This is a genomic window from Halomonas profundus (assembly GCF_020865425.1).
Classification (GTDB): domain Bacteria; phylum Pseudomonadota; class Gammaproteobacteria; order Pseudomonadales; family Halomonadaceae; genus Vreelandella; species Vreelandella titanicae.
This window is the reverse complement of the sequence record NZ_CP086344.1, coordinates 4,982,371-5,007,954: the sequence shown is the minus strand read 5'-3', so window position 1 is coordinate 5,007,954 and position 25,584 is coordinate 4,982,371. Positions and strand designations below refer to the sequence as shown.

At 54.5% G+C, this 25,584-nt stretch carries 28 protein-coding genes; 21 read left to right on the top strand and 7 right to left on the bottom strand.

The window, feature by feature from the left end:
• Positions 1–51: 51 nt before the first annotated feature.
• The 11 genes from LMS44_RS22785 (at position 52) to LMS44_RS22735 (ending at position 8,808) form a co-directional block, all read left to right on the top strand.
• On the top strand, positions 52–684 hold the full coding sequence (locus LMS44_RS22785) for a thiol:disulfide interchange protein DsbA/DsbL (protein ID WP_027957988.1): 633 nt from the start codon (positions 52–54) through the stop codon (positions 682–684).
• A 5-nt stretch (positions 685–689) separates the two neighbouring features.
• Entirely contained in the window at positions 690–1,523 is an 834-nt protein-coding gene (locus tag LMS44_RS22780; RefSeq protein WP_089691363.1) for an endonuclease/exonuclease/phosphatase family protein, read from the top strand.
• Positions 1,524–1,624: 101 nt separating this feature from the next.
• Positions 1,625–2,185 carry a TRAP transporter small permease subunit gene (locus LMS44_RS22775; protein ID WP_009286227.1) on the top strand — a complete coding sequence of 187 codons (561 nt, stop codon included), beginning with the start codon at positions 1,625–1,627 and terminating at the stop codon, positions 2,183–2,185.
• Positions 2,185–3,591, top strand: a complete 1,407-nt coding sequence (locus tag LMS44_RS22770) for a TRAP transporter large permease (RefSeq protein WP_022521229.1) — start codon at positions 2,185–2,187, stop codon at positions 3,589–3,591. Before LMS44_RS22775 ends, LMS44_RS22770 begins: the two co-directional genes overlap by 1 nt.
• A 168-nt stretch (positions 3,592–3,759) precedes the next feature.
• Positions 3,760–4,872 (top strand): TRAP transporter substrate-binding protein, encoded by a 1,113-nt coding sequence (locus LMS44_RS22765; protein WP_009286225.1) that lies wholly within the window; start codon positions 3,760–3,762, stop codon positions 4,870–4,872.
• 139 nt (positions 4,873–5,011) lie between these two features.
• Complete coding sequence (gene thiD, locus LMS44_RS22760; protein WP_009286224.1) at positions 5,012–5,842, top strand: bifunctional hydroxymethylpyrimidine kinase/phosphomethylpyrimidine kinase; 831 nt, start codon at positions 5,012–5,014, stop codon at positions 5,840–5,842.
• Positions 5,843–5,966: 124 nt separating this feature from the next.
• On the top strand, positions 5,967–6,812 hold the full coding sequence (locus LMS44_RS22755; protein ID WP_027957986.1) for a universal stress protein: 846 nt from the start codon (positions 5,967–5,969) through the stop codon (positions 6,810–6,812).
• 105 nt (positions 6,813–6,917) lie between these two features.
• Positions 6,918–7,499, top strand: coding sequence for a chalcone isomerase family protein (locus tag LMS44_RS22750; protein WP_009286223.1), 582 nt, complete (start codon positions 6,918–6,920; stop codon positions 7,497–7,499).
• Between the two features lie 46 nt (positions 7,500–7,545).
• The gene (dtd, locus tag LMS44_RS22745; RefSeq protein ID WP_027957985.1) at positions 7,546–7,983 is read left to right on the top strand and encodes a D-aminoacyl-tRNA deacylase; all 438 of its coding nucleotides are present in this window, start codon (positions 7,546–7,548) and stop codon (positions 7,981–7,983) included.
• A 25-nt stretch (positions 7,984–8,008) separates the two neighbouring features.
• Positions 8,009–8,617 carry an ATPase gene (locus LMS44_RS22740; protein WP_498947310.1) on the top strand — a complete coding sequence of 203 codons (609 nt, stop codon included), beginning with the start codon at positions 8,009–8,011 and terminating at the stop codon, positions 8,615–8,617.
• Positions 8,614–8,808 carry a hypothetical protein gene (locus LMS44_RS22735; protein ID WP_022521249.1) on the top strand — a complete coding sequence of 65 codons (195 nt, stop codon included), beginning with the start codon at positions 8,614–8,616 and terminating at the stop codon, positions 8,806–8,808. The genes LMS44_RS22740 and LMS44_RS22735 overlap by 4 nt, the downstream gene beginning before the upstream one ends.
• Before the next feature lie 81 nt (positions 8,809–8,889).
• On the opposite strand, the gene LMS44_RS22730 is transcribed toward LMS44_RS22735, so the two are convergent.
• Entirely contained in the window at positions 8,890–10,866 is a 1,977-nt protein-coding gene (locus tag LMS44_RS22730; protein WP_022521250.1) for an ATP-binding cassette domain-containing protein, read from the bottom strand.
• A gap of 29 nt (positions 10,867–10,895) precedes the next feature.
• Here LMS44_RS22730 and LMS44_RS22725 point away from each other — a divergent pair, with 29 nt between their 5' ends.
• From LMS44_RS22725 to LMS44_RS22695, 7 genes are all read left to right on the top strand, one after another.
• The gene (locus LMS44_RS22725) at positions 10,896–11,483 is read left to right on the top strand and encodes a TIGR02444 family protein (RefSeq protein ID WP_039857680.1); all 588 of its coding nucleotides are present in this window, start codon (positions 10,896–10,898) and stop codon (positions 11,481–11,483) included.
• Positions 11,484–11,668: 185 nt separating this feature from the next.
• Positions 11,669–12,730, top strand: a complete 1,062-nt coding sequence (locus LMS44_RS22720; protein WP_022521252.1) for a TRAP transporter substrate-binding protein — start codon at positions 11,669–11,671, stop codon at positions 12,728–12,730.
• Positions 12,731–13,084: 354 nt separating this feature from the next.
• On the top strand, positions 13,085–13,663 hold the full coding sequence (locus LMS44_RS22715) for a TRAP transporter small permease (RefSeq protein ID WP_022521254.1): 579 nt from the start codon (positions 13,085–13,087) through the stop codon (positions 13,661–13,663).
• A 30-nt stretch (positions 13,664–13,693) separates the two neighbouring features.
• On the top strand, positions 13,694–14,977 hold the full coding sequence (locus LMS44_RS22710; RefSeq protein WP_022521255.1) for a TRAP transporter large permease: 1,284 nt from the start codon (positions 13,694–13,696) through the stop codon (positions 14,975–14,977).
• Positions 14,978–14,998: 21 nt separating this feature from the next.
• Positions 14,999–15,442 (top strand): universal stress protein, encoded by a 444-nt coding sequence (locus LMS44_RS22705; protein WP_022521256.1) that lies wholly within the window; start codon positions 14,999–15,001, stop codon positions 15,440–15,442.
• Between the two features lie 132 nt (positions 15,443–15,574).
• On the top strand, positions 15,575–16,255 hold the full coding sequence (bamJ, locus tag LMS44_RS22700; RefSeq protein ID WP_009286218.1) for a BamJ family beta-barrel-assembly machinery protein: 681 nt from the start codon (positions 15,575–15,577) through the stop codon (positions 16,253–16,255).
• A gap of 3 nt (positions 16,256–16,258) precedes the next feature.
• Positions 16,259–17,365, top strand: coding sequence for an alpha/beta hydrolase family protein (locus LMS44_RS22695; protein ID WP_089691351.1), 1,107 nt, complete (start codon positions 16,259–16,261; stop codon positions 17,363–17,365).
• A gap of 13 nt (positions 17,366–17,378) precedes the next feature.
• Here the strand turns inward: LMS44_RS22695 and LMS44_RS22690 are convergent, their stop codons facing one another.
• Positions 17,379–17,972: an SCO family protein gene (locus LMS44_RS22690; RefSeq protein WP_022521260.1), complete on the bottom strand. Its 594-nt coding sequence runs from the start codon at positions 17,970–17,972 to the stop codon at positions 17,379–17,381.
• A 5-nt stretch (positions 17,973–17,977) separates the two neighbouring features.
• Positions 17,978–18,481, bottom strand: coding sequence for a hypothetical protein (locus LMS44_RS22685; RefSeq protein ID WP_039857676.1), 504 nt, complete (start codon positions 18,479–18,481; stop codon positions 17,978–17,980).
• Between the two features lie 106 nt (positions 18,482–18,587).
• Here LMS44_RS22685 and LMS44_RS22680 point away from each other — a divergent pair, with 106 nt between their 5' ends.
• Together LMS44_RS22680 and LMS44_RS22675 are read left to right on the top strand one after the other, a co-directional pair.
• The gene (locus LMS44_RS22680; protein WP_009286215.1) at positions 18,588–19,502 is read left to right on the top strand and encodes an AEC family transporter; all 915 of its coding nucleotides are present in this window, start codon (positions 18,588–18,590) and stop codon (positions 19,500–19,502) included.
• Between the two features lie 529 nt (positions 19,503–20,031).
• On the top strand, positions 20,032–20,163 hold the full coding sequence (locus LMS44_RS22675; protein ID WP_278369767.1) for a hypothetical protein: 132 nt from the start codon (positions 20,032–20,034) through the stop codon (positions 20,161–20,163).
• On the opposite strand, the gene argE is transcribed toward LMS44_RS22675, so the two are convergent.
• From argE to LMS44_RS22655, 4 genes are read right to left on the bottom strand one after another with little or no spacing between them, the layout of a single operon-like run.
• A complete protein-coding gene (gene argE, locus LMS44_RS22670) occupies positions 20,140–21,327 on the bottom strand; it encodes an acetylornithine deacetylase (RefSeq protein WP_278369768.1) in 1,188 nt (395 codons plus the stop codon). The genes LMS44_RS22675 and argE overlap by 24 nt on opposite strands.
• A 35-nt stretch (positions 21,328–21,362) precedes the next feature.
• The gene (locus tag LMS44_RS22665) at positions 21,363–22,835 is read right to left on the bottom strand and encodes a tripartite tricarboxylate transporter permease (protein ID WP_278369769.1); all 1,473 of its coding nucleotides are present in this window, start codon (positions 22,833–22,835) and stop codon (positions 21,363–21,365) included.
• A 25-nt stretch (positions 22,836–22,860) separates the two neighbouring features.
• Positions 22,861–23,364 carry a tripartite tricarboxylate transporter TctB family protein gene (locus LMS44_RS22660; RefSeq protein ID WP_278369770.1) on the bottom strand — a complete coding sequence of 168 codons (504 nt, stop codon included), beginning with the start codon at positions 23,362–23,364 and terminating at the stop codon, positions 22,861–22,863.
• A 56-nt stretch (positions 23,365–23,420) separates the two neighbouring features.
• Positions 23,421–24,386 (bottom strand): Bug family tripartite tricarboxylate transporter substrate binding protein, encoded by a 966-nt coding sequence (locus LMS44_RS22655; protein ID WP_278369771.1) that lies wholly within the window; start codon positions 24,384–24,386, stop codon positions 23,421–23,423.
• Between the two features lie 242 nt (positions 24,387–24,628).
• Between LMS44_RS22655 and LMS44_RS22650 the strand changes: the two genes are divergently transcribed.
• Positions 24,629–25,546, top strand: coding sequence for a LysR family transcriptional regulator (locus LMS44_RS22650; RefSeq protein ID WP_278369772.1), 918 nt, complete (start codon positions 24,629–24,631; stop codon positions 25,544–25,546).
• Positions 25,547–25,584: the final 38 nt, after the last annotated feature.

Genomic DNA, 25,584 nt, shown 5'->3' with positions numbered 1-25,584 from the left:
CACCCTTCGCTTACCCATGGAGAAACTTTTACAATGTCTAAAACGCGAGCGATGTTTAAAACGTTAATGGTCGCACTGGCCGGTTTGGGGCTTTCTGCGGCAGTGAGTGCCCAGGAAGTGGTTGAAGGCCAACATTATGAGCTGCTTGAAACGCCGGTAGAAACCCAGGTTGATGACGGGCAAATTGAAGTCACCGAAGTATTTTGGTTTGGCTGCCCGCACTGCTACCGCCTGCAAACGCCGATTAATGAGTGGTACGAGACCCTGGACGATGACGTTAGTGTCGTCAAAATGCCCGCCACCATGGGTGGGGATTGGAATACCCACGCTACAGCATTCTATGCAGCTGAGTCGCTGGGTATCGAAGAGGAGCTACACGCCGACTTCTTTAACGCCATTCATCAGGAAAATCAGTCGCTCACAGAGCCCGATGAGATTGCTGCTTTCTTTGCCAACTACGGCGTCAGCGAAGAAGAGGCCAAGCAAGCGCTGACTGACTTTAGTGTGCGTAGCGAAGTGAATGATGCCAATAACCGTATGCGCAAAATGAAGTTAATGGGTGTGCCTGCCCTGGTGATTGATGGCCGTTTTCTGGTGACGCCGAGCTCAGCCGGTAGCCTGGAAAACATGCCGAAAGTCGCTGAAGCGTTGGTTGAGCAGGTGCGTGAAGAGCGCGCAGAGTAACCGTGTTGCGTGAAGCGAGGGAGCGTGACACAACAGCCATCAATGGCTCACGCTCGACGCTGTTTGAAGATGGGCACTTGCGTTTGCTGACCTTTAATTTGCAGGTGGGCATCCAGACCTCGGCGTACCATCACTATCTTACGCGCAGTTGGCAGCACCTACTGCCCAACCCGCGTCGCCAGAAGCGGCTGGACGTGATGGGCGAAGTGCTGAGCAAGTTTGACGTGGTGGGGCTGCAAGAGGTCGATGGCGGTAGTTTTCGCTCAAGCCGCGTCAATCAGGTGGAGTATCTCGCTGCCCAAGCAGGGTTTCCCCATCATGTTCAGCAGCTCAATCGCAATCTGGGGCACATTGCCCAGCACAGTAACGGTTTACTCTCGCGCTTGGTACCCAGCCAAATAGAAGAGCACCGTTTGCCGGGGGCAATGCCAGGGCGCGGTGCGATTCACGCCCGCTTTGGCGAAGGGCCTGATGCGCTGCATATCTTTGTTGCCCACCTGGCGCTAAGCCACCGCGGCCGGGTGCGTCAGCTCAACTACTTAAGCGATATCATTCAACCACTGCGCCACGTGGTGGTCATGGGGGATCTCAACTGCACCCCTGACCAACTGCACGCTCACGAGCGTTTTAGTGCGTCGCTACCGCTGCACCCGGTTAAACCCCTGTTCAGTTACCCCTCCTGGCAGCCGCGCCATGCGTTGGATCATATTCTGCTTTCGCAATCGTTAGAGGCCGCCGAAGTGCGGGTGCTGGATCATCTCTTCTCTGACCACCTGCCGATTGCTGTCGATTTACCCTTGCCCGAGGCCTGTTTAGCGGCAATTCGTTCAAGCGTTTAATAATAAGCACGCTGTGCACTCCGTGAGCGCTGCATTGTCCGCGTATATGCGCTATTGTCTGGGACGCTGATCCCCTTAGCCGTTTTACGCGAGACACTCCCATGTCGGACACAACACAACTACCTGCTTTTATTGGTGCGCTGGACCGCGCTTCCGAATGGTTCGGGCGTACCCTTGCGTGGCTGATCATCCTTATGATGTTGATTCAGTTCGCGATTGTACTGCTTCGCTATGCCTTCAGTGTGAATAGCATCTTCATGCAAGAACTAGTGATGTATATGCACGCCAGCGTGTTTATGCTCGCTGCCGCCTATACGTTTCGCCACGACGGCCACGTGCGGGTGGATATCTTCTATCGAGGCATGACCCCGCGTCGCCAGGCGTTAATCAATGTGGTGGGCATTATCACGCTATTGATTCCAGTGATGGTCTTTATCATCGCTTCCAGTCTGGGCTACGTGGCCAACTCCTGGCGTATTCTGGAGACCTCCTCCGATTACGGCGGTATTCCGGCAGTCTACGCTCTGAAAACCTTGATACCGTTGTTTGCCGTGCTGATGATCGTGCAAGGCGTGATTGAAATTGTGCGCAATGGCTACGTGATGACCGGGCGGATAACGCCGGGAGCTGCTGGTGGCAATCACCTTGAGGAGCGTGTTTGATGCTGGAATTTATGCCAGTTATTTTATTTGCCGTTATCTGTATTGTGTTGATGTTCGGCTTTCCCGTGGCGCTTTCGCTGGCGGGCACGGCGCTGCTGTTTGCCGGAATGGGACTCGGGTTGGAAGCCATCGGTATCGACGCTAACTTTGATAGTGGCTATCTTGCCGCCTTGCCCAACCGGCTCTACGGCATAATGACCAACCAAACGCTGTTGGCGGTGCCGCTATTTGTCTTGATGGGCGTGTTGCTGGAAAAATCCAAAGTGGCTGAGACGCTGCTGGATGCCATGGCCCTGCTGTTTGGTGCCATGCGCGGTGGCCTGGGTATTTCGGTGACCCTGGTGGGTATGCTGATGGCTGCCTCTACCGGTATTGTGGGGGCCACGGTGGTCACCATGGGGCTGATGTCGCTTCCCACCATGCTAAAGCGTGGCTACAGCACCTCGTTGGCAACCGGCACCATCTGCGCCACCGGCACTCTGGGGCAGATTATTCCGCCTTCCATTGCCTTGGTACTGCTTGGTGATGTGCTGTCATCGGCGTATCAGCAGGCGCAGTTGGATATGGGTATCTTCAGCCCTAAAACGGTCTCCGTGGGCGACCTGTTTATGGGCGCGCTGGTGCCTGGGCTACTTCTGGTCGTGATGTACATGGTCTATGTGGCCCTGGTGGCCTGGTTGCGTCCGCATATGGCGCCTGCTGCCGACCGTGAAGAGTTGATGGCCGAGCTTGGTCATACCTCAGGGATTGGCATGCTACTGCTCAAAGGGCTGGTGCCACCGGTGGTGCTGATTGTGGCGGTACTGGGCTCGATTCTTAGTGGTTTTGCCACGCCGACCGAGGCTTCAGCGGTAGGCGCCTTCGGCGCTTTAGTACTGGCGCTGGCTTATCGTCAGCTCGATTGGGCGACGTTGAAGGACGTGCTGCGTTCGACCACTCACGTGACTACCATGGTGTTTTTGATCCTGATCGGTGCAGCGCTGTTTTCGCTGGTGTTTCGCGCTTACGGCGGCGAACACATGGTGACCGAACTGTTCGAGGGTATGCCTGGTGGGGTGGTCGGCGCGACGATCATCGTTATGCTGGTGATCTTTTTGCTCGGCTTTATTCTCGACTTTATCGAAATCACCTTTGTGGTGGTGCCCATTGTCGGGCCGATCTTGCTTGCCATGGGCCTTGACCCGATTTGGCTGGGCATCATGATCGCGATTAACCTACAAACGTCGTTCTTAACGCCGCCGTTCGGCTTTGCGCTGTTCTATCTGCGTGGCGTAGCGCCGCCATCTGTATCTACCTCGGCTATTTACCGTGGCGTTATCCCGTTTATCCTAATGCAACTGGGTATGTTGCTGATGCTAACGTTCTTCCCGCAGTTGGCAACGTGGCTGCCAGCGCAGTTTGGCTAATAAAGGGTTAGTTGAAAAACATCGCTGCTATCAACGTTAAGAAGTGGCAACCTAATTAATAAGCAGTAAATAGCCATTAATGGCCTGAAGTAAACCGCCTAGTGTTCTACGCTAGGCGGAGTATTCCCTACTCATAATAGTAATAATAGAAAGTAAGAGGGTTATTGTATGAAAGCCAAGACACTCCCTACCGCCATCGCCATGACGACTGCACTTTCCGCCAGTTTGTTGGCAGTCTCTAGCGTTGATAATCACGCCCAGGCGCAAGAGGAAGAATTCCGTTGGAAAATGGTCACCTCCTGGCCGAAAAATTTCCCAGGTGTTGGTCAGGGACCCGAGCGGTTATCCCAGCTGGTCGATGAAATGTCGGATGGCCGCCTGACCATTGAAGTCTTCGGTGCTGGCCAGTTGGTACCGGGGTTTGAGGTGTTTGACGCCGTTTCTGACGGTACCGCTGAGCTAGGCCACTCCGCCTCCTACTACTGGAAAGGCAAAGCGCCTGCTGCGCAGTTCTTTGCTGCCGTGCCGTTTGGCATGAATGCACAAGAGATGAACGCTTGGCTAAGCTATGGCGGCGGTATGGAGTTGTGGAACGAGCTCTACGATGACTTCGGCGTTGACGTCATGGTGGCGGGTGCCTCAGGCGTGCAGATGGGCGGCTGGTACAACAAAGAGATCAATTCGGTTGCCGACCTCGACGGACTGAAAATGCGTATGCCGGGCCTGGGTGGCGAAGTGATGAGCCGCATGGGGGTCGCGATTGTGAATATGCCGGGTGGCGAGATCTTTACTTCGCTGCAATCCGGTGCGATTGACGCAACAGAGTGGATTGGCCCTTACAACGACCTGGCATTCGGACTACATCAAGCCGCCGACTATTATTACTACCCAGGCTGGCACGAGCCGACGGTCATGTTTGAGGCGATTGTCAACGAAGAGGCTTTCGCGGAGCTGCCAGCGGATTTGCAGGCGATCCTGCGTACCGCTATTAGCGACATTAACCAGAGCGTACTGGATGAGTACACCGCACGTAACAACGATGCGCTGGAAACCCTGGTGAACGAGCACGATGTTGAGCTACGCCGCATTCCCGATGACGTACTGGCCCAGGCGCGTGAGCACTCTCAAGATGTGGTCGCCGAGCTGGCTGAATCGAGCGAATTAGCTACGCGTATCTATGACTCCTATCAAGCGTTCCAGGAGAAGGTCGAGGATTACCACGCCATCTCCGAGCAGGCGTATTACAACGCCCGCAACCCGGAAGGTGACACCGCGCAATAGTTTGCCGTGCTTGATACACACTAACGAGCCGCCTTCGGGCGGCTCGTTAGTGTGTTTGGTATGTACGTTTTCGGCAGCATAAGTCGCCCAGCTTGGGTATCCTAGGCGTACAGTGACGTTTTTGCCGTGAAGGAGCCCCATGTCTACCCATTCCCGTCTTCGCAATGTGCTTACCATCGCCGGCTCCGATCCCTCGGGGGGCGCCGGGCTGCAGGGAGATCTAAAAACCTTTTCAGCCCTTGGCGTTTACGGCACCAACGTGATTACCGCGGTGATTGCCCAGAATACCTGCAGGGTGGCCTCGGTGTACCCCGTTTCGCCTCAGGCCATACGCGAGCAGTTGGAACACCTGCTGGATGATGTGGTGATAGACGCGGTTAAAATTGGCATGGTGGCGAGCCGTGAAGTCGCCGAGGTTATTGCTGATGTGCTGCGTCAGCGCCGCCCACGCTGGATTGTGCTCGACCCTGTGATGGTCGCCAAGAGCGGGGATGTTCTGGTCGACGACGCCGGTATTCATGCAGTCCGCGATATTCTCGTGCCGCTAGCCGATGTGATTACCCCCAATCTGCCGGAAGCCGCTGTATTGCTCGACACGCCGTCGCCCACCAGTTTAGACGCCATGGAAGCGATGCTGCCGGGGTTAACGCAATTGGGCGCGCCCTATGTGGTGCTGAAAGGCGGCCATCTGCGCGGGGAAACCTGCCCAGACTTGCTGGCAACCCCCAATGGTCATGAGTGGTTGCCCGCCTCGCGAATCGATACCGACAATTTGCACGGTACCGGCTGTGCGCTCTCCTCAGCGATCGCCGCCTGCTTGGCGAAGCTACCCGTGGATGCCGAAGGGGATGCCCCGGTAGCCGCTATCAGTGATGCCAAGCAGTGGCTGCACGCAGCCCTGGAGGCGAGCGTGCGCTTAAACGTGGGGAAAGGACGCGGCCCGGTGCACCATTTTCACGCTTGGTGGTGATGCTAGCTGTAGCCAGTGGCATTTGGGCAACAGTGCTTGCGAGAATGGACATTGCACACCATGCTAAGGAGTGTTTGCTTAACGGCTTGTAAGGCTGAGCTGCTCAGCCGAGGAGCGTTTCGCCATGCCTCGCACCATTCTGTTTGCCACCGATCTTTCCGCTGATAATCGCGCCGCTTTTGCTCGGGCGTTACGTTTGGCCTATGCCCAGGGTGTTCAGCTAGACGTGCTGCACGTGTTGGATCCTTACCTACCCAGACGTGTGCTGCTGGATGTCGAGAGCGCGGTAGTGGAAGACATCACTACCATGTTGACGGATCTACGCGAAGACTACGCCCTAGAGGCGCCGAAAACGCTGATCCAGACCGTGACCGGCTCGCCTCACGTTGAAATCGTCCGCGAAGCTCATGAGCGCAACGCCGAGCTGATTGTGCTGGGCATGCATCGCAAGCGCGGGCAAAAAGACCTGCTGGCGGGTACCACGGTAATGCGCGTGCTGCGCAGTGCACCATGCCCTGTGGTGGTCTCTTCTCACCAGCCGACCCAGCCCTGGCAGCATATTTTGGTGCCCATCGATTTTTCACTGACGGCGCGGCATACCTTGAAAGAGGCGCTGATTCGCTTCCCTGAAGCCACGCTGACACTGTTGCACGCCTGGACACTGCCCGGCGAGCGCGAGTTGGGTTCGCAAGCCTATTACGCCCATTGGCGTGAACATGAAGTGCAGCGCCTGCGTGAGCAGTTGAGTAACGAAGTCGATAGCCTGATGCGCGAGTTAGAAGGAGTTCCCGATGTGGAGTTGGTGTTAGAACAAGGCGCGCCCTGTGATGTGCTGCAAGCATATATGAAGCGCCACACGCCCGATCTCGTGATGATCGGCAGTCGCGGTCAGCCCCACCACACCAGCCAGCTAACCGAGATGCTCCTGTGTGAACCGCACTGCGATTTAATGCTCTGCCGTGCCTGGTAAGTGGGTGGTGTTAATAATCAGTAGTGAACGGCCAATCATATATATTGTACGGAACCTTTATATGGTGTGTTGGTATGTATAGATATACTGCCATGAGGAGGTTCTATGTCTATATGCTTATTAGGGGCTAGGCGCGCCATACAATGGTCACTGCTGTTAGCTGGCCTATCGCTAACGCCTTGGGCGATGGCCAACAGTGTGACGGAAAAAGGCGAAGTGTTTGAGCGCACGGTAGAGGAGCACGGCCAGCGCTATAGCCTTATTGGTAGTGGCGTGTTTCGCTACATGATCTGGACGGCCTATGCGGGCGCCTACTACCAGGCAGGCGAATCCGAGCCACAGCCGTTGAGTGACGTTCCAAGGCGTTTGGAGCTTGCTTATTTCCATGCCATCGACGCCCCTGACTTCTCTGAAGCCACCACAGAAAGCCTTCAGAAGAGCCTCACCGCCTATGAATTTTCCCAGTTGGAAGCAGAGGTTGAGGCATTTAACCAAAGCTACCAGGACGTCAAGCCGCAAGATCACTATGTGCTAAGTTGGGACGGTGACACGCTGCGCCTGGCGCTAAACGGCGAAACATTATATGAGGGTGGTAACGCAGAGCTGGCTAGCGCCATGTTCGGTATCTGGCTGGGTGAGCGGCCTTTGGGTGAAGATTTTCGCAATGCCCTGCTAGGGAAAAATTAACGAGCGGTCGTTATAATGGCCGTTTGCTAGTGGGGAGAGAGACGTTTTGAAGGCACTCATTCAGCGCGTGAAGCGCGCCAGCGTGGAAGTGGAGGGCGAAATCGTCGGCAGTATCGACCATGGACTGCTGGCGCTGATAGGAGTGGAGAAGCACGATGACGGGACTAGCGTGGAAAAACTGCTGCACAAGCTCCTCCACTACAGGGTATTCAGCGACGCCGAAGGTAAAATGAATCACAACCTGCAGCAGGTGAACGGTGGTCTGTTGCTCGTCTCCCAGTTCACCCTGGCGGCGGATACCCGTAAGGGGCTGCGGCCGGGCTTCTCCAGCGCCGCTCCTCCCGCCCAGGGTGAAGAGCTGTTCAACTTGCTGGTTACCCAGACCCGTACTGCCTGGCCGCACGTCGCCACCGGTGAATTTGGCGCCGATATGCAGGTGGCGCTAATTAACGACGGCCCGGTAACGTTTTTGTTGGAAAGCTAGTTGTTTACTTTGCAAATATCCTTCGCTGGAAAGGAGAGTCGTCATTACATCGAATACTCAGCCACCCACTTGCTGGATCGTTGCTGGGCCTAATGGAGCCGGTAAGACGACCTTCGCACTTCATTATCTCTCTCAGGTAGCGCATTGCTCCCGGTTTATCAATGCTGACTTGATTGCTGCAGGGCTCTCTCCGCTGGCGCCAGAGCGGGAGCTACTAACCGCTAGCAGAATTTTCTTGGGCGAAGTTCAACAGGCAATTGAGGAAAGGGATGACTTTGCCTTTGAAACAACGCTATCTGGACGAGGCTATATGCGTCTGGTGAAACAACTGCTATCAGAGGGTTGGCGCGTAGAGTTAGTTTATCTAGCCCTACCTTCCGTCGAAATGTCACGTCTACGCGTTGCAGAGCGTGTTTCACATGGCGGCCACGATATTCCTTCGAAAGACATTCAGCGCCGATTTCCGCGAAGTTTGCGCAACCTATTAACGCTATTTGCGCCATGTGTTACTCGCGCTCGTTGTTTTATGAATGATGGCGATATGCCAGAACTTGTCTTTGAGCAGCGTGGAAGCAAACGAGATATAATCAATGATCCGTATTTTCAATTAATCTGTAAGGAGTCAGCGTCATGAGCCAGCTTGCACCCGACACGCAGGAAATGCTCAACAGCCTTCGTGCCGCTGTGACAGAAACATTGGAGCGTAAGCGTCGACTTGGCCAGTACGCGGTTATTTGGAAAGACGGCAAACCTGAGTTGGCAGGTGGTGACGCTCCCGAGAACCAAATAGACATCTCACATCCCCAGGGTTCCTCTACGAGCTAATGATCAGGCATTCCAATTCCACGACGGCCCGGTAACGTTTTTGTTGGAAAGCTAGCCCTATTGTTGAGTATTCGCTTTCCGCTAGCTAGCCGTCTCTTCACTGGCGAGCAGTTCTGCTTCCATTGTCTCCAACGCCTCTTCGGCGCTGAGCCACTGCCGCTCTGATTCATCCAGGCGCGCTTTAATCTCTGCCTGCTGACTCAGCGTCTTGGTCAGTTCGGCTTTGCGGCTGCTGTCAGTGTAGAGCTCAGGGTCTGCCAGCACTTGTTCCACCTTATCAAGCTCGTGCTGGGCCTTCTCCATGGCTTTTTCTGCCTGGTCGCGCTGCTTTTTCAGTGGGCGCAGCTTCTCGCGCAGTTCGGCAGCCGCTTTGCGGGATGCTTTACGCGCTTCTCGGCTGTCGCCGCTAGGCTGCTGGTTCTGGCGCTCGGCTTTTTCACCGCGGGAATCCCGACGGCTCTCTTCCAGGCGCGCTTTAAGCCAAGCCCGGTAATCTTCCAAATCACCATCGAAGGGCTCGACACGGTGATCCGCCACCCGCCAGAACTCATCGACCGTGGCGCGCAGTAAGTGACGGTCGTGGGAGACCAGAATAACCGTGCCTTCGAAGCTTGCCAGCGCTTGGGTCAGCGCCTCGCGCATCTCTAAGTCCAGGTGGTTGGTGGGCTCATCGAGCAGCAGCAGGTTGGGTTTTTGCCAAGCGACGAGGGCCAGCGCCAGGCGGGCTTTCTCACCTCCAGAGTAGTTGGCGACTGTGCCGAAGGCGTCATCGCCCTTAAAGCCAAAGCCGCCCAGGAAGTTGCGGATATCCTGATCGCTGGCGGTGGGCGAGAGGCGCTGGACATGCACAAAGGGCGTCGATGAAACATCCAGGCTCTCAAGCTGATGCTGAGCAAAATACCCAATCGCCAAATGCTCGCCGGGTACGCGCTTGCCGTTAAGCAGCTCAAGCTCCCCGGTGAGCGACTTAATCAGCGTCGATTTACCCGCCCCGTTGGGGCCTAACAGGCCAATGCGGCTACCGGGCAGCAGGGTGACGTTGACCTTGTCTAGTTGAATGTTGTCGTCACTGCCGTCGCCCTTTTTACCGCGATAGCCTAGCTGCGCCTGGTCAAGCACCAGCAGAGGATGCGAGGTTTTATCGGCGGCGGGCAGCGTAAAGTGGAAGGGGGAGTCCACATGGGCGACGGCGATATCTTCCATGCGCTCGAGCATTTTTACCCGGCTTTGTGCCTGCTTGGCCTTGGTCGCCTTGGCTTTAAAGCGGGCGATAAAGCGTTCGATCTCTTCCCGGCGAGCCTGCTGCTTGGCGGCTTCAGCCTGCTGCAGAGCAAGCTTTTCGGCGCGAGTGCGCTCGAATTGGGAGTAATTGCCGCGGTATAGCTCCAGGGTTTGGTGGTGCATATGCACGATGTGATCGCATACGGCATCTAAAAAGTCACGGTCGTGGGAAATCAGCAGCAGGGTGCCAGGATAGCGGGTTAGCCACTGCTCCAACCACAGCAGGGCATCTAGATCCAGGTGGTTGGTAGGCTCATCCAGCAGCAGTAGATCGGAAGGCATAAACAGCGTACGAGCAAGATTGACCCGCATCCGCCAGCCGCCGGAAAACGCCGAGAGCGGGCGGGCGAGGTCAGCCTGGACGAAGCCCAGCCCCACCAGCAATTGCGCCGCACGCGACTCCGCACGGTAGCCATCCAGGGTCTCAATCAAACCGTGCAGTTCGGCTTCGCGGTGGGCTTGCCCGGCTTCCTGGGCGGCCAATAAGTCAGCTTCTGCTTGGCGTAGCGCCAAGTCGCCATCGAGTACATACTCGATAATTGGGCGGTCGAGGGCGTCAACTTCCTGGGCCATATGCGCAATGCGCTGGCCGCCACTCATCTCGACATCGCCCTGGTCGGGCGCAAGCTCGCCGAGCAGCAGTTTGAATAGGCTCGATTTACCGGCGCCGTTTGCCCCGATAATCCCGGCCTTTACCCCGTTATTAAGGGTAATGTCCGCGTTGTCGAGTAGCGTTTGCGTGCCGCGTTGCAAGGCGACTTGGCGCAGTGCGATCATGCCTTCTCCCGAAGAAAGTGGGTCATTTGATGCGAGATTCTATTACGCTTGATTCTACCCGATTGCAGCGCCTACAGCAGACACCGTTATGGGATTTTGCACTGACGCTCTACGCTAGACCCGGCGTTGAAGCGGCCTGCCTGAAGCTTCAAGAGGAGGCCGGGCTGGATGTGTGCGAGATGCTGTTGCATTGCTGGCTCTACTCTTGCGGTCTGGAAGCCGAACCTAGAGCGCTGGCTTACCAGCGTGAGCAGCGTCACCTTTGGCAGTGCCATGTAACGGAGGTATTGCGTGGGTTACGCCAAGACTTAAAAGCCTCAGCGGCAGCAAGCGAGTCCGTAAAAGCGCTGCGCGAGACCATCAAACAGGCCGAACTGATGGCTGAGCGTGAGAACCTTCAACGTTGGCAAGCGTGGGCTTCGGCCTCGCCCAGCGATGAGGAACGTGTGGTTAACGTTGTTGAAATGTCGCTAGATGTAGATAAGTGGCTGCTAAAACAACTGTTTTTAGGAAGGTGTGCCCGTCAAGGCGAGGGGAGTATAAAGGAGCAAAATGAGTGGCTTGATTCGCTACAAACGCTTACTTGCCAGCTTGACCCTCACCAAGGAGCGCGCTAGCCTGAAATTAAGCTGTATTTGAAATACCTAGCGCTATTCGCCCGCTAGAACGCAGTATAGAGCAGCACCATTGCCGGTTGGCGAACACCGGTTAGCGAACAACAGTGTCGTGTTGAGATACGCGAGGCTTATCCAGGTTCTTGCGCACTCGTAAAGCGCGCTTACCACTGCAAGGGGAACACCGCATGAAGGCAAGCAAATTCGTTTCTACACGTTCTGTAACTACAAAGTCTGTAACTACAAAGTTAATGACCACGGCAAGTGTGGGTGCACTGCTGTTTGGTCTAAGCGCCGCTGCTCAAGCAGACAACTGGCGCTATGCTCACGAGGAGTATGAAGGCGACGTTCAAGATGTCTTTGCCTATGCTTTTAAAGAGTATATTGAAGATAACTCAGACCACACCGTGCAGGTTTACCGCTTTGGTGAGCTGGGTGAGTCTGACGACATTATGGAGCAGACTCAGAACGGTATCCTGCAGTTTGTAAACCAGTCGCCTGGCTTTACCGGTGCGCTCATTCCGGAAGCACAAATCTTCTTTATTCCTTACCTGCTACCGACCGACGAAGAGACCGTACTGACGTTCTTCGACGAAAGTAAGGCTATCAACGAGATGTTTCCTGAGCTTTACGCCGAGCAAGGCCTAGAGCTGCTGAAGATGTATCCGGAAGGCGAAATGGTCGTGACGACCGACGAGCCGATTAGCTCACCGGAAGATATGGATAATAAGAAAATCCGTACCATGACCAACCCGCTGCTGTCGGAGACCTACGACGCCTTTGGTGCAACGCCGACGCCGTTGCCTTGGGGTGAAGTCTACGGTGGTCTGCAGACCGGCATCATTGATGGTCAAGAGAACCCGATTTTCTGGATTGAGTCTGGCGGTTTGTACGAAGTGTCTCCGCACCTGACGTTTACCGGTCACGGCTGGTTCACTACTGCGATGATGGCCAACCAGGACTTCTACGAAGGTTTGTCTGAAGAAGATCAAACGTTGGTGAATGAAGCCTCTGAAGCTGCCTATGACCACACTATCGAGCATATCAAAGGCTTGGCTGAAGAATCATTAGCGAAAATTCAGGAAGCATCTGATGAAGTGACGGTGACACGTCTCGACGAAGAGCAAATTCAAGCTTTCCGTGAGCGTGCCCCGCAGGTTGAAGAAGCCTTCCTGGAAATGACTGGTGAAGGTGGTCAAGAGCTGCTCGAGCAGTTTAAAGCTGACCTTGAAGCCGTAACAAACGAGTAATCATCCTTAAAGCCGCATTGGCGAACGGTTGATTGATCAAGGGGCAGCAAAGGCTGCCCCTTTTTGTTTTGCGGCGGTTAGGCGGGGGCTACTCGGGCTGGGGTTTGACATCGTTACCGTTGGGTTACGTACATCTAGCGTTGAATCATCGGCGGCCGCAAGCCGTTACGCTTTAGTTAACTCCTCGCCTTGCACGAGGTAAGACTTGTCTAGCAGCTCTGGTTTAGGCAAGTTGGGAAATAGGCGGGTTTTGACGAGATAGCTTGGATTGAGATAGCTCTGGAATAACGCTGTGTTTATTGTGCCTACGGCACGTAACTGTTGCCGTTAGAGCCGTTCAAAAGGAGTCCGGCCATGACCGATGACGAGATGGAAAAGAGTTACCGTTCCGGCTTGCCGGGGGTACTAGGCGTGATCGACACTGCAATTAGCAAAATAGAAGCCGTGATTCTCGCGATGGGTGTTTTGCTAATGGCGCTGAATACGGTCACCAACGTGGTTGCCCGCTTTGTATTTGGCAACAGCATCATGTTCTCCGGTGAGCTAAACCGCATTTTGATCATCATGATTACCTTTGCGGGTATTGGCTATGCAGCCCGTCATGGTCGTCATATTCGCATGTCGGCTATCTATGATGCGCTGCCGGTAGGTGGGCGCAGAGCGCTAATGATCTGCATCGCGCTGTTCACATCGCTAGTGATGTTTTTCCTGCTCTACTATTCGATCGTTTATATCCTGGATCTGCATAGCAAAGGCAGGGTGTTGCCCTCCTTGGGCTTGCCGGTGTGGATCATTTACCTATGGGTGCCGATGGGCTTTTTAATCACCGGTATTCAATACTTGCTGACCGCGGTTAAAAACTTCACGTCCCACGATGTCTATCTCTCGACGGGCGTGGTGGATGGATATAAAGACACCGAAACAGAAGTCTAACGCGGGGCATTGCACCCTAGGGGAACAGCTATGACGACAATAATGGTCACCACCATGATTGCCCTGCTGCTGCTGGGCTTTCCAATGATGATTCCGCTGATTACCGCTGCGGTAATCGGCTTCTATATGATGTTTAACGGCTTCGGCCAGATGGATACGCTGATCCAGCAGATGATGGCGGGTATACGCCCAGCCTCACTTATTGCGGTTCCCATGTTTATCCTTGCCGCTGATATCATGACCCGCGGGCAGTCCGCTAACCGATTGATTGATATGGTGATGGCGTTTATCGGCCATATTAAAGGCGGCTTGGCGGTGAGCACGGCGGCTTCTTGTACGCTGTTTGGCGCCGTATCTGGCTCTACCCAGGCAACCGTGGTCGCTGTCGGTTCGCCGCTGCGTCCGAAAATGCTCAAAGCGGGCTACTCAGACTCTTTCACGCTGGCGCTGATTATCAATTCCAGCGATATTGCGTTTTTGATTCCGCCTAGTATCGGCATGATCATTTACGGGGTTATCTCGGGCACCTCTATCGGCGAGCTATTTATTGCCGGGATTGGGCCAGGGTTAATGATCCTGGTTATGTTCTCGATTTACTGCATTATCTACGCCATCGTTAAAGATGTACCTACTGAAGCAAAATCGAGCTGGAAAGAGCGCGCAGTAGCGGTTCAGCAGGCTCTTTGGCCTCTTGGCTTTCCGGTCATTATTGTGGGTGGTATTTACGGCGGTATCTTCAGCCCGACTGAAGCTGCTGCAGCTTGTGTGCTGTATGCCATTTTGCTTGAGTTTGTGGTCTTCCGCTCACTTAAGATGAACGACATTTATGCCATCGCCAAATCTACCGGCTTGATTACCGCCGTTGTCTTTATCCTGGTCGCGGTGGGTAATGGCTTCTCATGGATCATTTCGTTTGCTCAGATTCCGCAAATGATTCTGGAGGCGGTGGGTGTCAACGAAGCTGGCCCCACGGGCGTATTGATTGCTATCTGTATCTCCTTCTTTGTGGCCTGTATGTTTGTTGATCCGATAGTGGTCATTCTGGTGCTAACGCCTATTTTCGCACCCGCCATTGCGGCGACTGGCCTGGATCCTGTGTTGGTGGGTATTTTGATTACCTTGCAGGTGGCGATAGGGTCGGCAACCCCGCCCTTTGGATGCGATATTTTCACCGCTATTGCGATTTTCAAGCGCCCCTATTGGGATGTGATCAAAGGCACCCCGCCGTTTATTTTCATGCTGATTTTAGCGGCTGCACTGCTGATCATGTTCCCGCAAATTGCGCTGTTCCTGCGCGATGTCGCCTTCCGCTAAACAGCCACAAGGAGTACGCGAATGTTTAATCGCATTTTAGTCCCGGTGGATGGTTCAAAAGGCGCCTTAAGGGCGCTGGAAAAAGCGGTGGGTCTGCATATGCTAACCGGCGCTGAGCTCTATTTGCTGTGCGTGTTTAAACACCACAGCTTGCTGGAGGCCTCGCTCTCTATGGTGCGGCCCAACCAGCTGGATATCCCTGACGATGCGCTAAAAGAGTACGCCACCGAGATCGCTGTGCACGCAAAATCTCATGCGATTGAGCTTGGCGCTGACAGTGCTCGCGTGCGTGCTTTTGTGAAGGGCGGGCGACCCTCGCGCATTATTGTGCGCTTTGCCCGTAAGCGGGAGTGCGATCTGATCGTGATTGGTGCCCAGGGCACCAATGGCGAGAAGAACCCGCTGCTAGGCAGCGTTTCTCAACGGGTGGCGGGTGCAGCACACTGCCCCACGCTGGTGGTCTAAATCCGCTAAACCTCTCTCCCATTTTGTGGTCTTATTGGCGCCCACCTCCCCGAAGATGCAGCTCGGGGCGGTGGGTGTTAGTCTTTATATGACACTGATCGGCGTACGGCGCCGCTATAAAAAGGATCTTTCATGAAACAACTGCTCTCTACTACAGCTCTGACAGGTTTGCTTTTGGTTGCCCCTTTTGCCGCGGCAGCGCCCGAAACCGATGAACAGCGCTTGGCTTACAGCCTGGGTGTGACCCTGGGTGAAAGCATGCAGGCAGACATCGAAGACCTCGACTTGGATGCGTTCCACGACGGCATGAGCGATGTGTTTGAAGGTAATGACCTGGCGCTCAGTGAAGAAGAGATGACCGAAGCGTTGATGGCGTTCCAAGAGCAATCCATGCAAGCGCGTGAAGCGGAAGCTGAAGAGATGGCACAGAAAAACCTCGAAGAGGGCGAAGCTTTCCTAGCCGAGAACGCTGAGCGCGAAGAAGTGACCGTGACTGACTCTGGCCTGCAGTATGAAGTGCTTGAATCTGGCGATGGTGCCACGCCTGGCCCTGAAGATACCGTCGAAGTGAATTACGAAGGCATGCTGCTGGATGGCACCGTTTTCGATAGCTCTTTTGAGCGCGGTGAGTCCGTCAGCTTCCAGACCAATCAGGTGATCGAAGGCTGGCAGGAAGCGCTGCAGATGATGAGCGTTGGCGATAGCTGGATGCTCTATATCCCTGCGGATATTGCTTACGGCAAAAATGGTCAAGGGCCGATCGGGCCTAACGAAGTACTGACCTTCCGCGTTGAACTGCTAGGCGTCGAATAAGGGATGACTTCAACCCCCTCTTCTAACCTGCATTCTCTCGCTCAGGCACTGGTTTGCTTAGGTCTATGCACGCCGCTGCTAGCGCAGGCAGAGACGGACAGTGAGCCTGAGGATTTGCCCGCCCTGAGTGCTGCGAGTGAGCAGGCCAGCGTAGTGGGAGTATCGTCGGGCGGTTATATGGCGACCCAGCTAGCGGTGGCTTGGCCCGAGCGGTTTAGTGGCCTAGGTGTACTGGCAGCAGGGCCCTGGAGTTGCGCGCAGGGCTCGCTGAGTTTGGCGCTTAATCAATGCATGATGACCCGCCGTGGCGTGCCTTCGCTGGATGAATTGGAGGCTCGCCACCAGCGCTATATTGAGCTTGAACAGGTTGGCAGCACTGAGGCGCTTAGCCAGCTCAGGGCCTACTTATGGCACGGTGAAGAGGATGAAGTGGTTGAGCCACAGCTCGGCGACCTGCTTGCTGAGCAGTGGCAGCAGTGGCTTGCTTCGCCTGATCAGCTACGCGTTGCGCGCAGTGAAAATGCGGGACATGGCTGGCCGATACGCTTACCCAGTGAAGCGGCTCCCGGGCCCCAGGAGTGGGGCGATTGCCGACAGGGTGGCGGTAGTTTCCTGTTATCCTGCGATGACGATATTGCTGGAGAAATGCTGGATTGGCTCTACCCCGAACGAGCAGCCTCGGACGCTGGCGAGTCTAGTCGTGAGCCAGAGGATGAGCAAGGGGGCGAACTAGTCGCGTTTGATCAGTCAGAGTTTGCGGTCAAGGGCCTAGCGGACACCGGCTATGTGTTTATACCTGAAGGCTGTGATGCGGGGGAGTGCCCGGTAACGCTGGCGCTGCACGGCTGCCAAATGAACGCAGAGGCCATTGGCGATACGTTCATACGCTACACCGGGCTTAATGCCTGGGCGGCAGCGCATCAGCAAATCGTGCTCTATCCTCAGGCAGAAAGCAGTATGGCGAACCCCCAGGGCTGCTGGGATTGGTGGGGGTTTGCTGAAAGTACCTGGCAGTTAAGCCCCCAGCACGATACCCGTAGCGGTACCCAAATTGGCGCGCTGCTGGCGATGCTGGATCGTTTACAGGCGGCACCTGAACAAGCCGATTAAGAAGAGACTTCGCTTAACCGTCTAGTTCGCTCTCTAATGCGGAAACTAAACCATGCGGGGTCGGTGAGTAGAGCACTCGCTGAAGAATATCGCCCTCGCGATTAACCAAAAAGAGCGAAGCGCTGTGATCAATGGTGTAGTCCATTGCTGAATCCGGCGCTTCGACTTTCCGCCATATCACCCCATAGCGTGAGGCGACATCCTCAAGCTGTTCCTGACTGCCCACCGCGCCGATAAACTCCTCGCCGAAAAAGCCCATGTACTCCTGCATGCGCGCGATGGTGTCGCGTTCGGGGTCAACGGTGACCATCACCGGCACTACACGCTCGCGCTGCTCCTCAGAGAGCTGGGCCAGGGCTTGACGCTTAACCGATTGGGTCATGGGACAAATGTCGGGACAGTAGGTGTAGCCAAAGGAGAGTATCGCGACTTGATCTTCATCTAACTGGGTTAACGAGAAATCACCCTGGGTAGAGGGCAGTTCAACTGGGCCTCCTACCGGTTCGCCCTCTTTGGGGGCGAAGGCATACTGATAGAGGCCTATACCGCTGACCACCAGTAAAGCCGCGACTAAACCGGTGCCTAGCCATAAGGGTTTCCTTGCCATATGCGTTAACTCCGAATTACGTCAAAATCGAACCAACTGCCTACCTTGCCTTCTGCGGTTTCCAGTATGACACGTGCACGCCAAGGCATAACGCTTTGAGTGCAAATCCCTACTTGGCCGTGACCTTGAAAATGGCCGGGTGCACCTGCGCTAAGGGCAAAACGGTGGAGCCCCAAATCCATATCTCGACCAATAAAATCTACCTCGACCTGGGTGGCCGTTACACCATCGACTTCCACTTCCAGTGGTAATATCTCTAGTGCATCGATTCGCCCATTTGCCTGAACCGCGAACGTGATGCGGCCCTTATCGCCCAAGGTGGCGGAGCAGGGCGCTGCATGCAGGTTACAGCTTGATGTGGGTGGAAACCATGTCACATCACTGTCGCGGTGGAGCCAATGTGAAAAGGCATACCACGCGCAGGCCGCTAGCGCCAAGCCAGTGACCAATATCAGTACCCTTAAGGCAGGAAAGCCCGCTGAGTGTGCAGGTTTTGATGTCATCTTCATGGCAGAATAATCGCTACGCAAGCCGTGGGGCGGGGAATCATTGCCATGGTAACAGTAATCGCACCGATATCGCTGTGCTGGGATGTCGCAGGCAAAAGGGACATAAATGGAGAGTATCACTGGCGCTTTAGGCCCACTATTTCTGTTGATCTTACTGGGCGCCGTGCTTGGCTATTGGCGCTGGCCCAGCGACACCTTTTGGCCGCAGATGGAGCGGCTGATCTACTTTGTGCTGTTTCCCGCCATGCTGGTAAGCACCTTGGCCACTGCGGATGTAAGCCGAGTGCCGGTCGGCCGCTTGGCGCTGGTGCTGCTGGGCGCGATGGCGCTGTTTGGCTTGCTGCTCTGGCGTTTACGTGGCTGGCTACAGCTAACGCCTGCGGCGTTTACGTCGGTATTTCAAGGCGCGGTACGTTTTAATACCTATGTGGGCGTTGCTGGCGCCGCCGCGCTACACGGCAGCTTAGGAGCGACCACCGCAGCCGTCGCCGTGGCACTAATGGTGCCAGTAGTTAACGTGATGTGTGTGGCCAGCTTTGTCGCCGCTGGCACACTCGGCGGTGCTAGCGTAGGTAAAAGTGCGATGGCGCTGATTAAAAACCCATTGATCCTTGCCTGCTTGGCGGGCATTGGTCTGAACCTTACGAACGTTGGTTTGCCCGGCTGGAGTCAAGATACGGTAGAGCTACTGGGGCGTGCGGCGCTGCCGTTGGGGTTGGTGGCCGTGGGTGTGGCGCTGCGCCCAGCGGCACTGCTACGCATTGACCGCGGCGTGCTGGCCACCAATGGCGTTAAACTGCTGCTCATGCCCGCGCTGGTATTGGCATTCACCTGGATCTTGCAGCTGGATCCCGTAAGCCGCGACGTAGCGCTGCTGTTTGCAGCACTGCCCACCGCCACCTCGGCGTATATCCTAGCCCGCCAACTGGGTGGCGATGCCGAGTTGATGGCGGCGATCATTACGGGCCAAACCCTATTGGCCATGCTCACCCTGCCTTTTTGGCTGCAGCTGGTTAGTTGACAGCGAGGCTGCAAAACTAAATAAAAAATATTCGCATTTGTATTGACGAGGTAAATGAGAACCATTACAGTGTGGTTGTCAGCGTTTGATGAGACGCTGACAACCAGGACAGCTGTTGATTTCAGAATCAGCGCCAGTTTACTGTCATGGTTTCTCCCTCTCATTGCTAGTCACGGTCTTTTTGCCGCTCCAATGGAGCGGCTTTCTTTTTTATGGGTTCCAGTTTCTTATTCATCTCCTGCGGGTGCGATCTTTGCTATCAGCAAGTGGTAATAAAAAATATTCGTATTTGTATTGACGCGGTAAATGAGAACTATTACATTGTGGTTGTCAGCGTTTGATGAGACGCTGGCAACCAGGACAGAAACCGCCAGTTTCCTGTCATGGTTTCTCCCTCTCATTGCTAGTCACGGTCTTTTTGCCGCTCCATTGGAGCGGCTTTCTTTTTTCTACCCCTCTATCATTCATCATCCCGCTTCTAGTGCCCCAGATTAAAAGGTGCTGCCCGTTAACGCCTGAGACTCACCATTTGATTGATGCTGACGCCATTGCGCAAATGAAGAAGGGCGTGATCACCGGGCATCAGGCGTTCTTCACTGCCGAGGCGCTGACCAATATTGCCGAGACCACGCTGGCGTTAGCGTTTCATCCAAGTGTTTAACTCATCGAAGAATGCAAGGCACTGACTGAGTTGATCAATTTCAATAAACTCATCGGGCTTATGGGCTTGGCGAATAGAGCCGGGCCCTAGAATCACCGAAGGGATGCCTCCCTCGATCTCGAACACGCCGCCTTCTGAGCCATAAGATACCTTGCCGCCACGCTCGGGAAGAATGGGTTCAAGCTTCTTGAACATATCGCTGTCGGTGGCATCGCCCATGGCGGGGTAGGCAAATAACTGTTGCCACTCAATGGCGGAATCGGCTGATTGGCGCTGCATTTCGGGGAGTAGGGCAGTCTCTATATCGCGGATCAGTGCTTGAATGTCCGTGGCGGCTGCGTCCTGATCAATGCTGCGTAGCTCAAAGGTAAAGCTGCAGGTATCAGGGGTAACGTTGGTCGCCACACCGCCTTCTATCATGGTGGTCAGCGTTGTGGCGTGGGGGACGGTAAAGTCTTGGTCGAAGGGGCCCTCTTGTTCATATCGTCGTGATCGCTCGGCGATCATGGTGATGATACGCGAGGCATACTCCACCGCATTGACGTGTTGAGGGGAGAACGATGAGTGGCCCCCTTCTCCGCGCACCGTCACCCGCATGGCGATTTTGCCCTTTTGGCCGTTGATCAGTTTCATTTCGCTGGGTTCACCGATAATCGCCAGAGCTGGTGGCACCTTGAGCTCGGCTAAGTGACGAGCAATGGCGGGGGCACCCAGGCAGCCTACTTCCTCATCATGAGAGAAGCAGAAATAGAAAGGTCGGTGTAGTTCGCCGTTGGCAAACGCCGGTGCCGCCGCCATAACGCAGGCTGCAAAGCCTTTCATATCGCAGGTACCACGACCAAACAAGCGGTTGCCGCGTTGCTCCATTTTGAAAGGGTCGCTCTGCCAGTTCTTCGGGTTGGCGGGTACGACGTCCGTATGACCAGAGAGGACGATGCCAGCTGCGTCGGCCGGCCCCAGGCGGGCGACTAAATTGGCCTTTTCGCCGCTCTCATCGGGCAGCACCGTCACATCCGCGCCAAGACTGGCGAAGAACCTCTCGATGTGATGAATAAGCTCGAGGTTGGAGTAAGCACTCGTTGTGTCGTAAGCGATAAGGTCGGTGAGGTGTGATATCGCGGCTTCCAACTGCGGGTGAGCGTTAGGCGTAGCACTAGCTTGCATAGCGTTAAATCCTTGGCAATAAGGGAATCTTTGGCTCAGACCTTGGCTTTTTTAAGCTGCTGACGAATCGTGACGACCACCACGAATATCGCCAGCGAAGCGAATAACCAGGTGATAGGTGACGACACCAGGATGCTTGGATCACCGCGAGAGAGCGCAAGGGCACGACGCAGGTTCTCTTCCAGCATCGGGCCAAGAATGAAGGCGATTAAAAAGGGGGCGGCGGGAATGGCAAACAGGAACATGAAAAAGCCAAATACGCCCATTGCCAGCAGTACGATGACGTCATACATGCTGTTGGAGATCGAAAAAATACCGAACACGCACAGAGCAAGCACGATCGGCGCCATTAAGCCGGGAGGAATCCGCGAGATATGCGAGAAAAAGCGCATCGTTGCTTTGCCAGCACCAAACAGCAAAACAGATGAGAACAGCATGCCTATAAACAGCATGTAAACCTCATGAAGGTTGTTCTCAAACAGCATGGGGCCTGGGGTCATACCGTGAATCATAAAGGCACCCAGCATCACGCCCGTAATCACATCGCCCGGCACGCCTAGCGCTAACAGCGGAATCATGGTGGAGCCACAGCAACCATTATTGGCGGACTCTGATGCCGCGATCCCTTCCAGTTCGCCCTTACCAAAGTTCTCGCGATTCTTTGAGCTACGCTGTGCTTCCCCGTAGGAGGAGAAAGCCGCCGCCGAAGGCCCTATGCCGGGAATTGCCCCCATCACGACACCAATCATGCTGCCTTTGAGCATTGCTTTTAAGGATTGGCGCAGCTCATCTCGCGTTACGCGGTTATCGCCCAGCTGCATGGGCTTATGGCTTTGGTTGTTACGAAAGACAATAATCTTAAGCAGCTCTGGGATCGCAAACAGTCCGATGAGCACGGGTGCAACGGCAAGACCGCTCTGCATATCCACAGTTAGATCAAAGCGGAACGAGCCGTACATATCTTCGCCCACGGTGGCTAACAGTAGCCCTAAGCAAGCCGACACAAGGCCAAGCAGCAGCGAACGCCCTGACACCCCAGAGACGGTGGTGAGCGCGAAAATCATCAGCATGAAATATTCGGGTGGCCCAATACGCAGTGCGAGTAGCGCCAGTGGCGCGGCAATAAAAATCAGTGAGAGATTGGAAATAAAATCCCCGGTACATGACGAATAGAGCGCCATGTTGAGGGCTTTGCCCGCCTTGCCTTGCTGGGCCAATGGGTAGCCGTCAAGGGTGGTGCAGGCCGCTGAAGCAGTACCTGGCGTCTTGATTAATATCGCGGATACCGAGCCGCCGTAGGTTGAGCCTTTGTACAGTGCGACGAGTAATAAAATACTCGGGATGGGCTGCATATAAAAAGTAAAGGGTAGCGCCAGCGTAACCGCCATGGTGCCGGTCATGCCGGGAATGGCACCGATTATCACGCCGCCCCAAATACCGGCGGCCATGATCAAAAAATTCTCAAGAGTGGCAACCGCCTGGAAGGCAACCAGCAGGTCGTTGAGCATAGTGGTCAGTCCTATACGCGGTAGATTAAATACCGATAGCCCTGAACAGGCTGCCGACAGGGAAACGCGTATTGAGTGCGCTGGAGAAAAATAGGTAGAGAACCAACGGGAGTGCGACGGCAACGATGGCCGCCACCACTTTGTGGCGCCAATACCCCGTCAGTATTAGCATCGCCATTAACAGCAGGATGCTCGATAGCAAAAAGCCTAGCAGCATCACTGAGCCGGTATAGAGCGCAAAGGCAAGTATCGTCCAGCCGAAGCGAGTGAACAGCGTGACAAGTGGCGTGTCACCGCGGATGGTGCTGGCATCTTCAGGGTCAGCGATTGCTTCGGTTTTGCGTGAAAAAGACAGCCCTACGAGCAGTATGCCCAGTGCCATGCCTAGCATGGAAACAGTGCGTGGCCACATATCAGGCGGTGGTGCAAACCCTGGAATAAAGCGCGGGCGGGGCACATAGGCTGGTATCAGTAAAAATAGAACGATACCGAACAGCACCGTAATAACTAAACCGCGAGTTATACCCATGACCCCTCCAGCAATGTAATGATGTAGACGTTGACGGCAACGTGCTTAACGCTGACTCACTCCAGATAGCCAAACTGTTCTGCTAAGGTGCGATAAAACTCATATTGCTCTTTTGCGTAGGTCTCCATATCGACGCTGCCAATAGTGGAAATTGAGCCACGGTCATCAGCACGACTGAGCCACATTTCGTCTTCAGCCACCTGTTCCATTACCTCTGCCCAGGTATTCATGACCTCTTCAGGTAGATCTGGCGGGCCATACAGCGCGCTCCAACCAATCACTTGCCCAGCTAGTTCATAACCCAACTCTTCAGCAGTCGGTACTTCCGGTAGTGCTTCCATGCGTTCTGGTGAGAACACCATTAACGGACGCATGTCACCGCTCTCGATATGCGGCATCAGAGATGCTGCCGCGATGGCGAGAAAATCAACATGCCCACCCAGTAATGCTGTTGCGAGTTCACCGCCCCCACGGTAGGGAATCAACGTTGCCGCCGTCAGCGGATCCATTTCCGCGTCAGCCAGTAGCGATTGCACCGTAAAGCCATCTATAGCGGTGGCGCCAGAGGCTGCATAACTCATCGCACCGGAGTCGTTTTCGATGCCTTCCAGCAAATCCTCAACGCTTTCATAGGGCGAGTCGTCGGCCACGGCAAGAATCATGGGTGTGGCTTCAAGCGGGCTGATAAAGGTGTATTCATCCCAATCAACACTGCTGTTTTCGTTTACCGCCGGAGACAGGGCCATGCCTACGCGGGCTAAGAGCAAGGTGTAACCATCGGGGGAGGAACCAGACACATCGCGAGCGCCGGTCATTCCACCTGCGCCGGCTTGATTGACGACCGTGACAGGCTGTCCTAAATATTCGCGAGCCGACTCCGCTAGAGCCCGACCGGCCAGGTCGGAGGCGCCGCCGGGGCCATAAGGGACTACCAGTGTGACGGGCTCGGATGGGTAGCTCTGAGCATAGGCAGTGGAGGCAGCGAGAAGCGTTGCCGCCGCTAAGCTAAAGGTGAGTTTCATACTTGTCTCCGCAGTGGTTGTTGCATAGCTGTTATTGAATGGCTGTTATTGAAGGACTGAGTAACGAGCATTATTTGAATCCAGCGCTTTAAACATAGACAGGTATGAAAATTGTTGCAACAATTCAATTTAGTATTCACATATGTTCTAGTGGTGAGCCAAAGTTGCAAGCCTGTTGTTTATAAAAACTGTTTTTATCTGCTGGCTATTTAATTAAAAATTACTAAACAGAGCTTAATGTTATGAAAATAAAAGAAATTGAAGCTTTTGATGCCTTCATGAAACATGGCACTACAAAAGCGGCCGCAGAAACGTTAGGAATCAGTCAGTCAATGGTAAGCCGATTGTTAATCGGGTTAGAGGATGAGCTAGGTTTTGCATTGTTCAAACGTACCCGTAATCAGCTCTCGCCAACGTCAGAAGCCTTTTTATATCACGCGTCCGTTTTACGGCTGATGGCGAGTATTCGAGACACTCAAAAAGACGCGGATGCTATTTCTAATAACCAATTGGGCAGTATCGTGGTAGCTGCACAACCCATTTTTTGCGATACCTTTTTACTCGATGTGATTAAGCGCTTTAAACAAAATCACCCTAATGTAGGCGTTCGAGTCATCGATGCAGGGTTGCAAGAGTTGCTTAAAATGATCGATAACAATACCTGTGATGTGGCGCTGGGGATAACACTTGAAGCCGACACTTATGGGGCCACCGTCAGTAGTCTTGCACGCTGTTCTGCGCGCTGCATCATGCATCGTACGCACCCGCTCGCGAAGCAAGACGTTGTATCGATTTCTAGCTTACAAAACCAGACATTCGTGGAGCTGATGGCGGATAGTCCTTTGCGTGCCCGCGTGGATTATATTATGCAGACCGTGGATATAAAGAGGCACATCGCCGCTGAAATGCGCTATATGCGAGGGGTGTGCGCATTAGTTGATCGCGGACTTGGGATCGCAGTGATTGATCCCATTGCAGAGCTACTGCTTCAGGGGACAGCCGTTATATCAAAGCCTATGAAGCCAACGATTGAGTGGGAAATTGCCTTACTGAAATCTAAACACAAGCCGTTAAGTAACGTAGCTGAATCTTTCTGCAAAGAGATATACGCTGAAATCGATAGCTTGCATCAAATGGGAATACTAACTTCACTAAAATAAAACAGTAACGACAAACATATGGCTTAACAGGAGACCGC

Bases quoted from the DNA above. Each gene is read 5' to 3' on its own strand.
- LMS44_RS22690 (WP_022521260.1), bottom strand. From the start codon at position 17,972: ATGGCAAGGAAACCCTTATGGCTAGGCACCGGTTTAGTCGCGGCTTTA.
- thiD (WP_009286224.1), top strand. From the start codon at position 5,012: ATGTCTACCCATTCCCGTCTTCGCAATGTGCTTACCATCGCCGGCTCC.
- LMS44_RS22750 (WP_009286223.1), top strand. From the start codon at position 6,918: ATGTCTATATGCTTATTAGGGGCTAGGCGCGCCATACAATGGTCACTG.
- LMS44_RS22715 (WP_022521254.1), top strand. From the start codon at position 13,085: ATGACCGATGACGAGATGGAAAAGAGTTACCGTTCCGGCTTGCCGGGG.
- LMS44_RS22755 (WP_027957986.1), top strand. From the start codon at position 5,967: ATGCCTCGCACCATTCTGTTTGCCACCGATCTTTCCGCTGATAATCGC.
- argE (WP_278369768.1), bottom strand. From the start codon at position 21,327: ATGCAAGCTAGTGCTACGCCTAACGCTCACCCGCAGTTGGAAGCCGCG.
- LMS44_RS22695 (WP_089691351.1), top strand. From the start codon at position 16,259: ATGACTTCAACCCCCTCTTCTAACCTGCATTCTCTCGCTCAGGCACTG.
- LMS44_RS22680 (WP_009286215.1), top strand. From the start codon at position 18,588: ATGGAGAGTATCACTGGCGCTTTAGGCCCACTATTTCTGTTGATCTTA.
- LMS44_RS22735 (WP_022521249.1), top strand. From the start codon at position 8,614: ATGAGCCAGCTTGCACCCGACACGCAGGAAATGCTCAACAGCCTTCGT.
- LMS44_RS22660 (WP_278369770.1), bottom strand. From the start codon at position 23,364: ATGGGTATAACTCGCGGTTTAGTTATTACGGTGCTGTTCGGTATCGTT.
- LMS44_RS22785 (WP_027957988.1), top strand. From the start codon at position 52: ATGTTTAAAACGTTAATGGTCGCACTGGCCGGTTTGGGGCTTTCTGCG.
- LMS44_RS22685 (WP_039857676.1), bottom strand. From the start codon at position 18,481: ATGAAGATGACATCAAAACCTGCACACTCAGCGGGCTTTCCTGCCTTA.
- LMS44_RS22725 (WP_039857680.1), top strand. From the start codon at position 10,896: ATGCGAGATTCTATTACGCTTGATTCTACCCGATTGCAGCGCCTACAG.
- LMS44_RS22770 (WP_022521229.1), top strand. From the start codon at position 2,185: ATGCTGGAATTTATGCCAGTTATTTTATTTGCCGTTATCTGTATTGTG.
- LMS44_RS22720 (WP_022521252.1), top strand. From the start codon at position 11,669: ATGAAGGCAAGCAAATTCGTTTCTACACGTTCTGTAACTACAAAGTCT.
- LMS44_RS22710 (WP_022521255.1), top strand. From the start codon at position 13,694: ATGACGACAATAATGGTCACCACCATGATTGCCCTGCTGCTGCTGGGC.
- LMS44_RS22730 (WP_022521250.1), bottom strand. From the start codon at position 10,866: ATGATCGCACTGCGCCAAGTCGCCTTGCAACGCGGCACGCAAACGCTA.
- bamJ (WP_009286218.1), top strand. From the start codon at position 15,575: ATGAAACAACTGCTCTCTACTACAGCTCTGACAGGTTTGCTTTTGGTT.
- LMS44_RS22655 (WP_278369771.1), bottom strand. From the start codon at position 24,386: ATGAAACTCACCTTTAGCTTAGCGGCGGCAACGCTTCTCGCTGCCTCC.
- LMS44_RS22775 (WP_009286227.1), top strand. From the start codon at position 1,625: ATGTCGGACACAACACAACTACCTGCTTTTATTGGTGCGCTGGACCGC.
- LMS44_RS22765 (WP_009286225.1), top strand. From the start codon at position 3,760: ATGAAAGCCAAGACACTCCCTACCGCCATCGCCATGACGACTGCACTT.
- LMS44_RS22705 (WP_022521256.1), top strand. From the start codon at position 14,999: ATGTTTAATCGCATTTTAGTCCCGGTGGATGGTTCAAAAGGCGCCTTA.
- LMS44_RS22665 (WP_278369769.1), bottom strand. From the start codon at position 22,835: ATGCTCAACGACCTGCTGGTTGCCTTCCAGGCGGTTGCCACTCTTGAG.
- LMS44_RS22650 (WP_278369772.1), top strand. From the start codon at position 24,629: ATGAAAATAAAAGAAATTGAAGCTTTTGATGCCTTCATGAAACATGGC.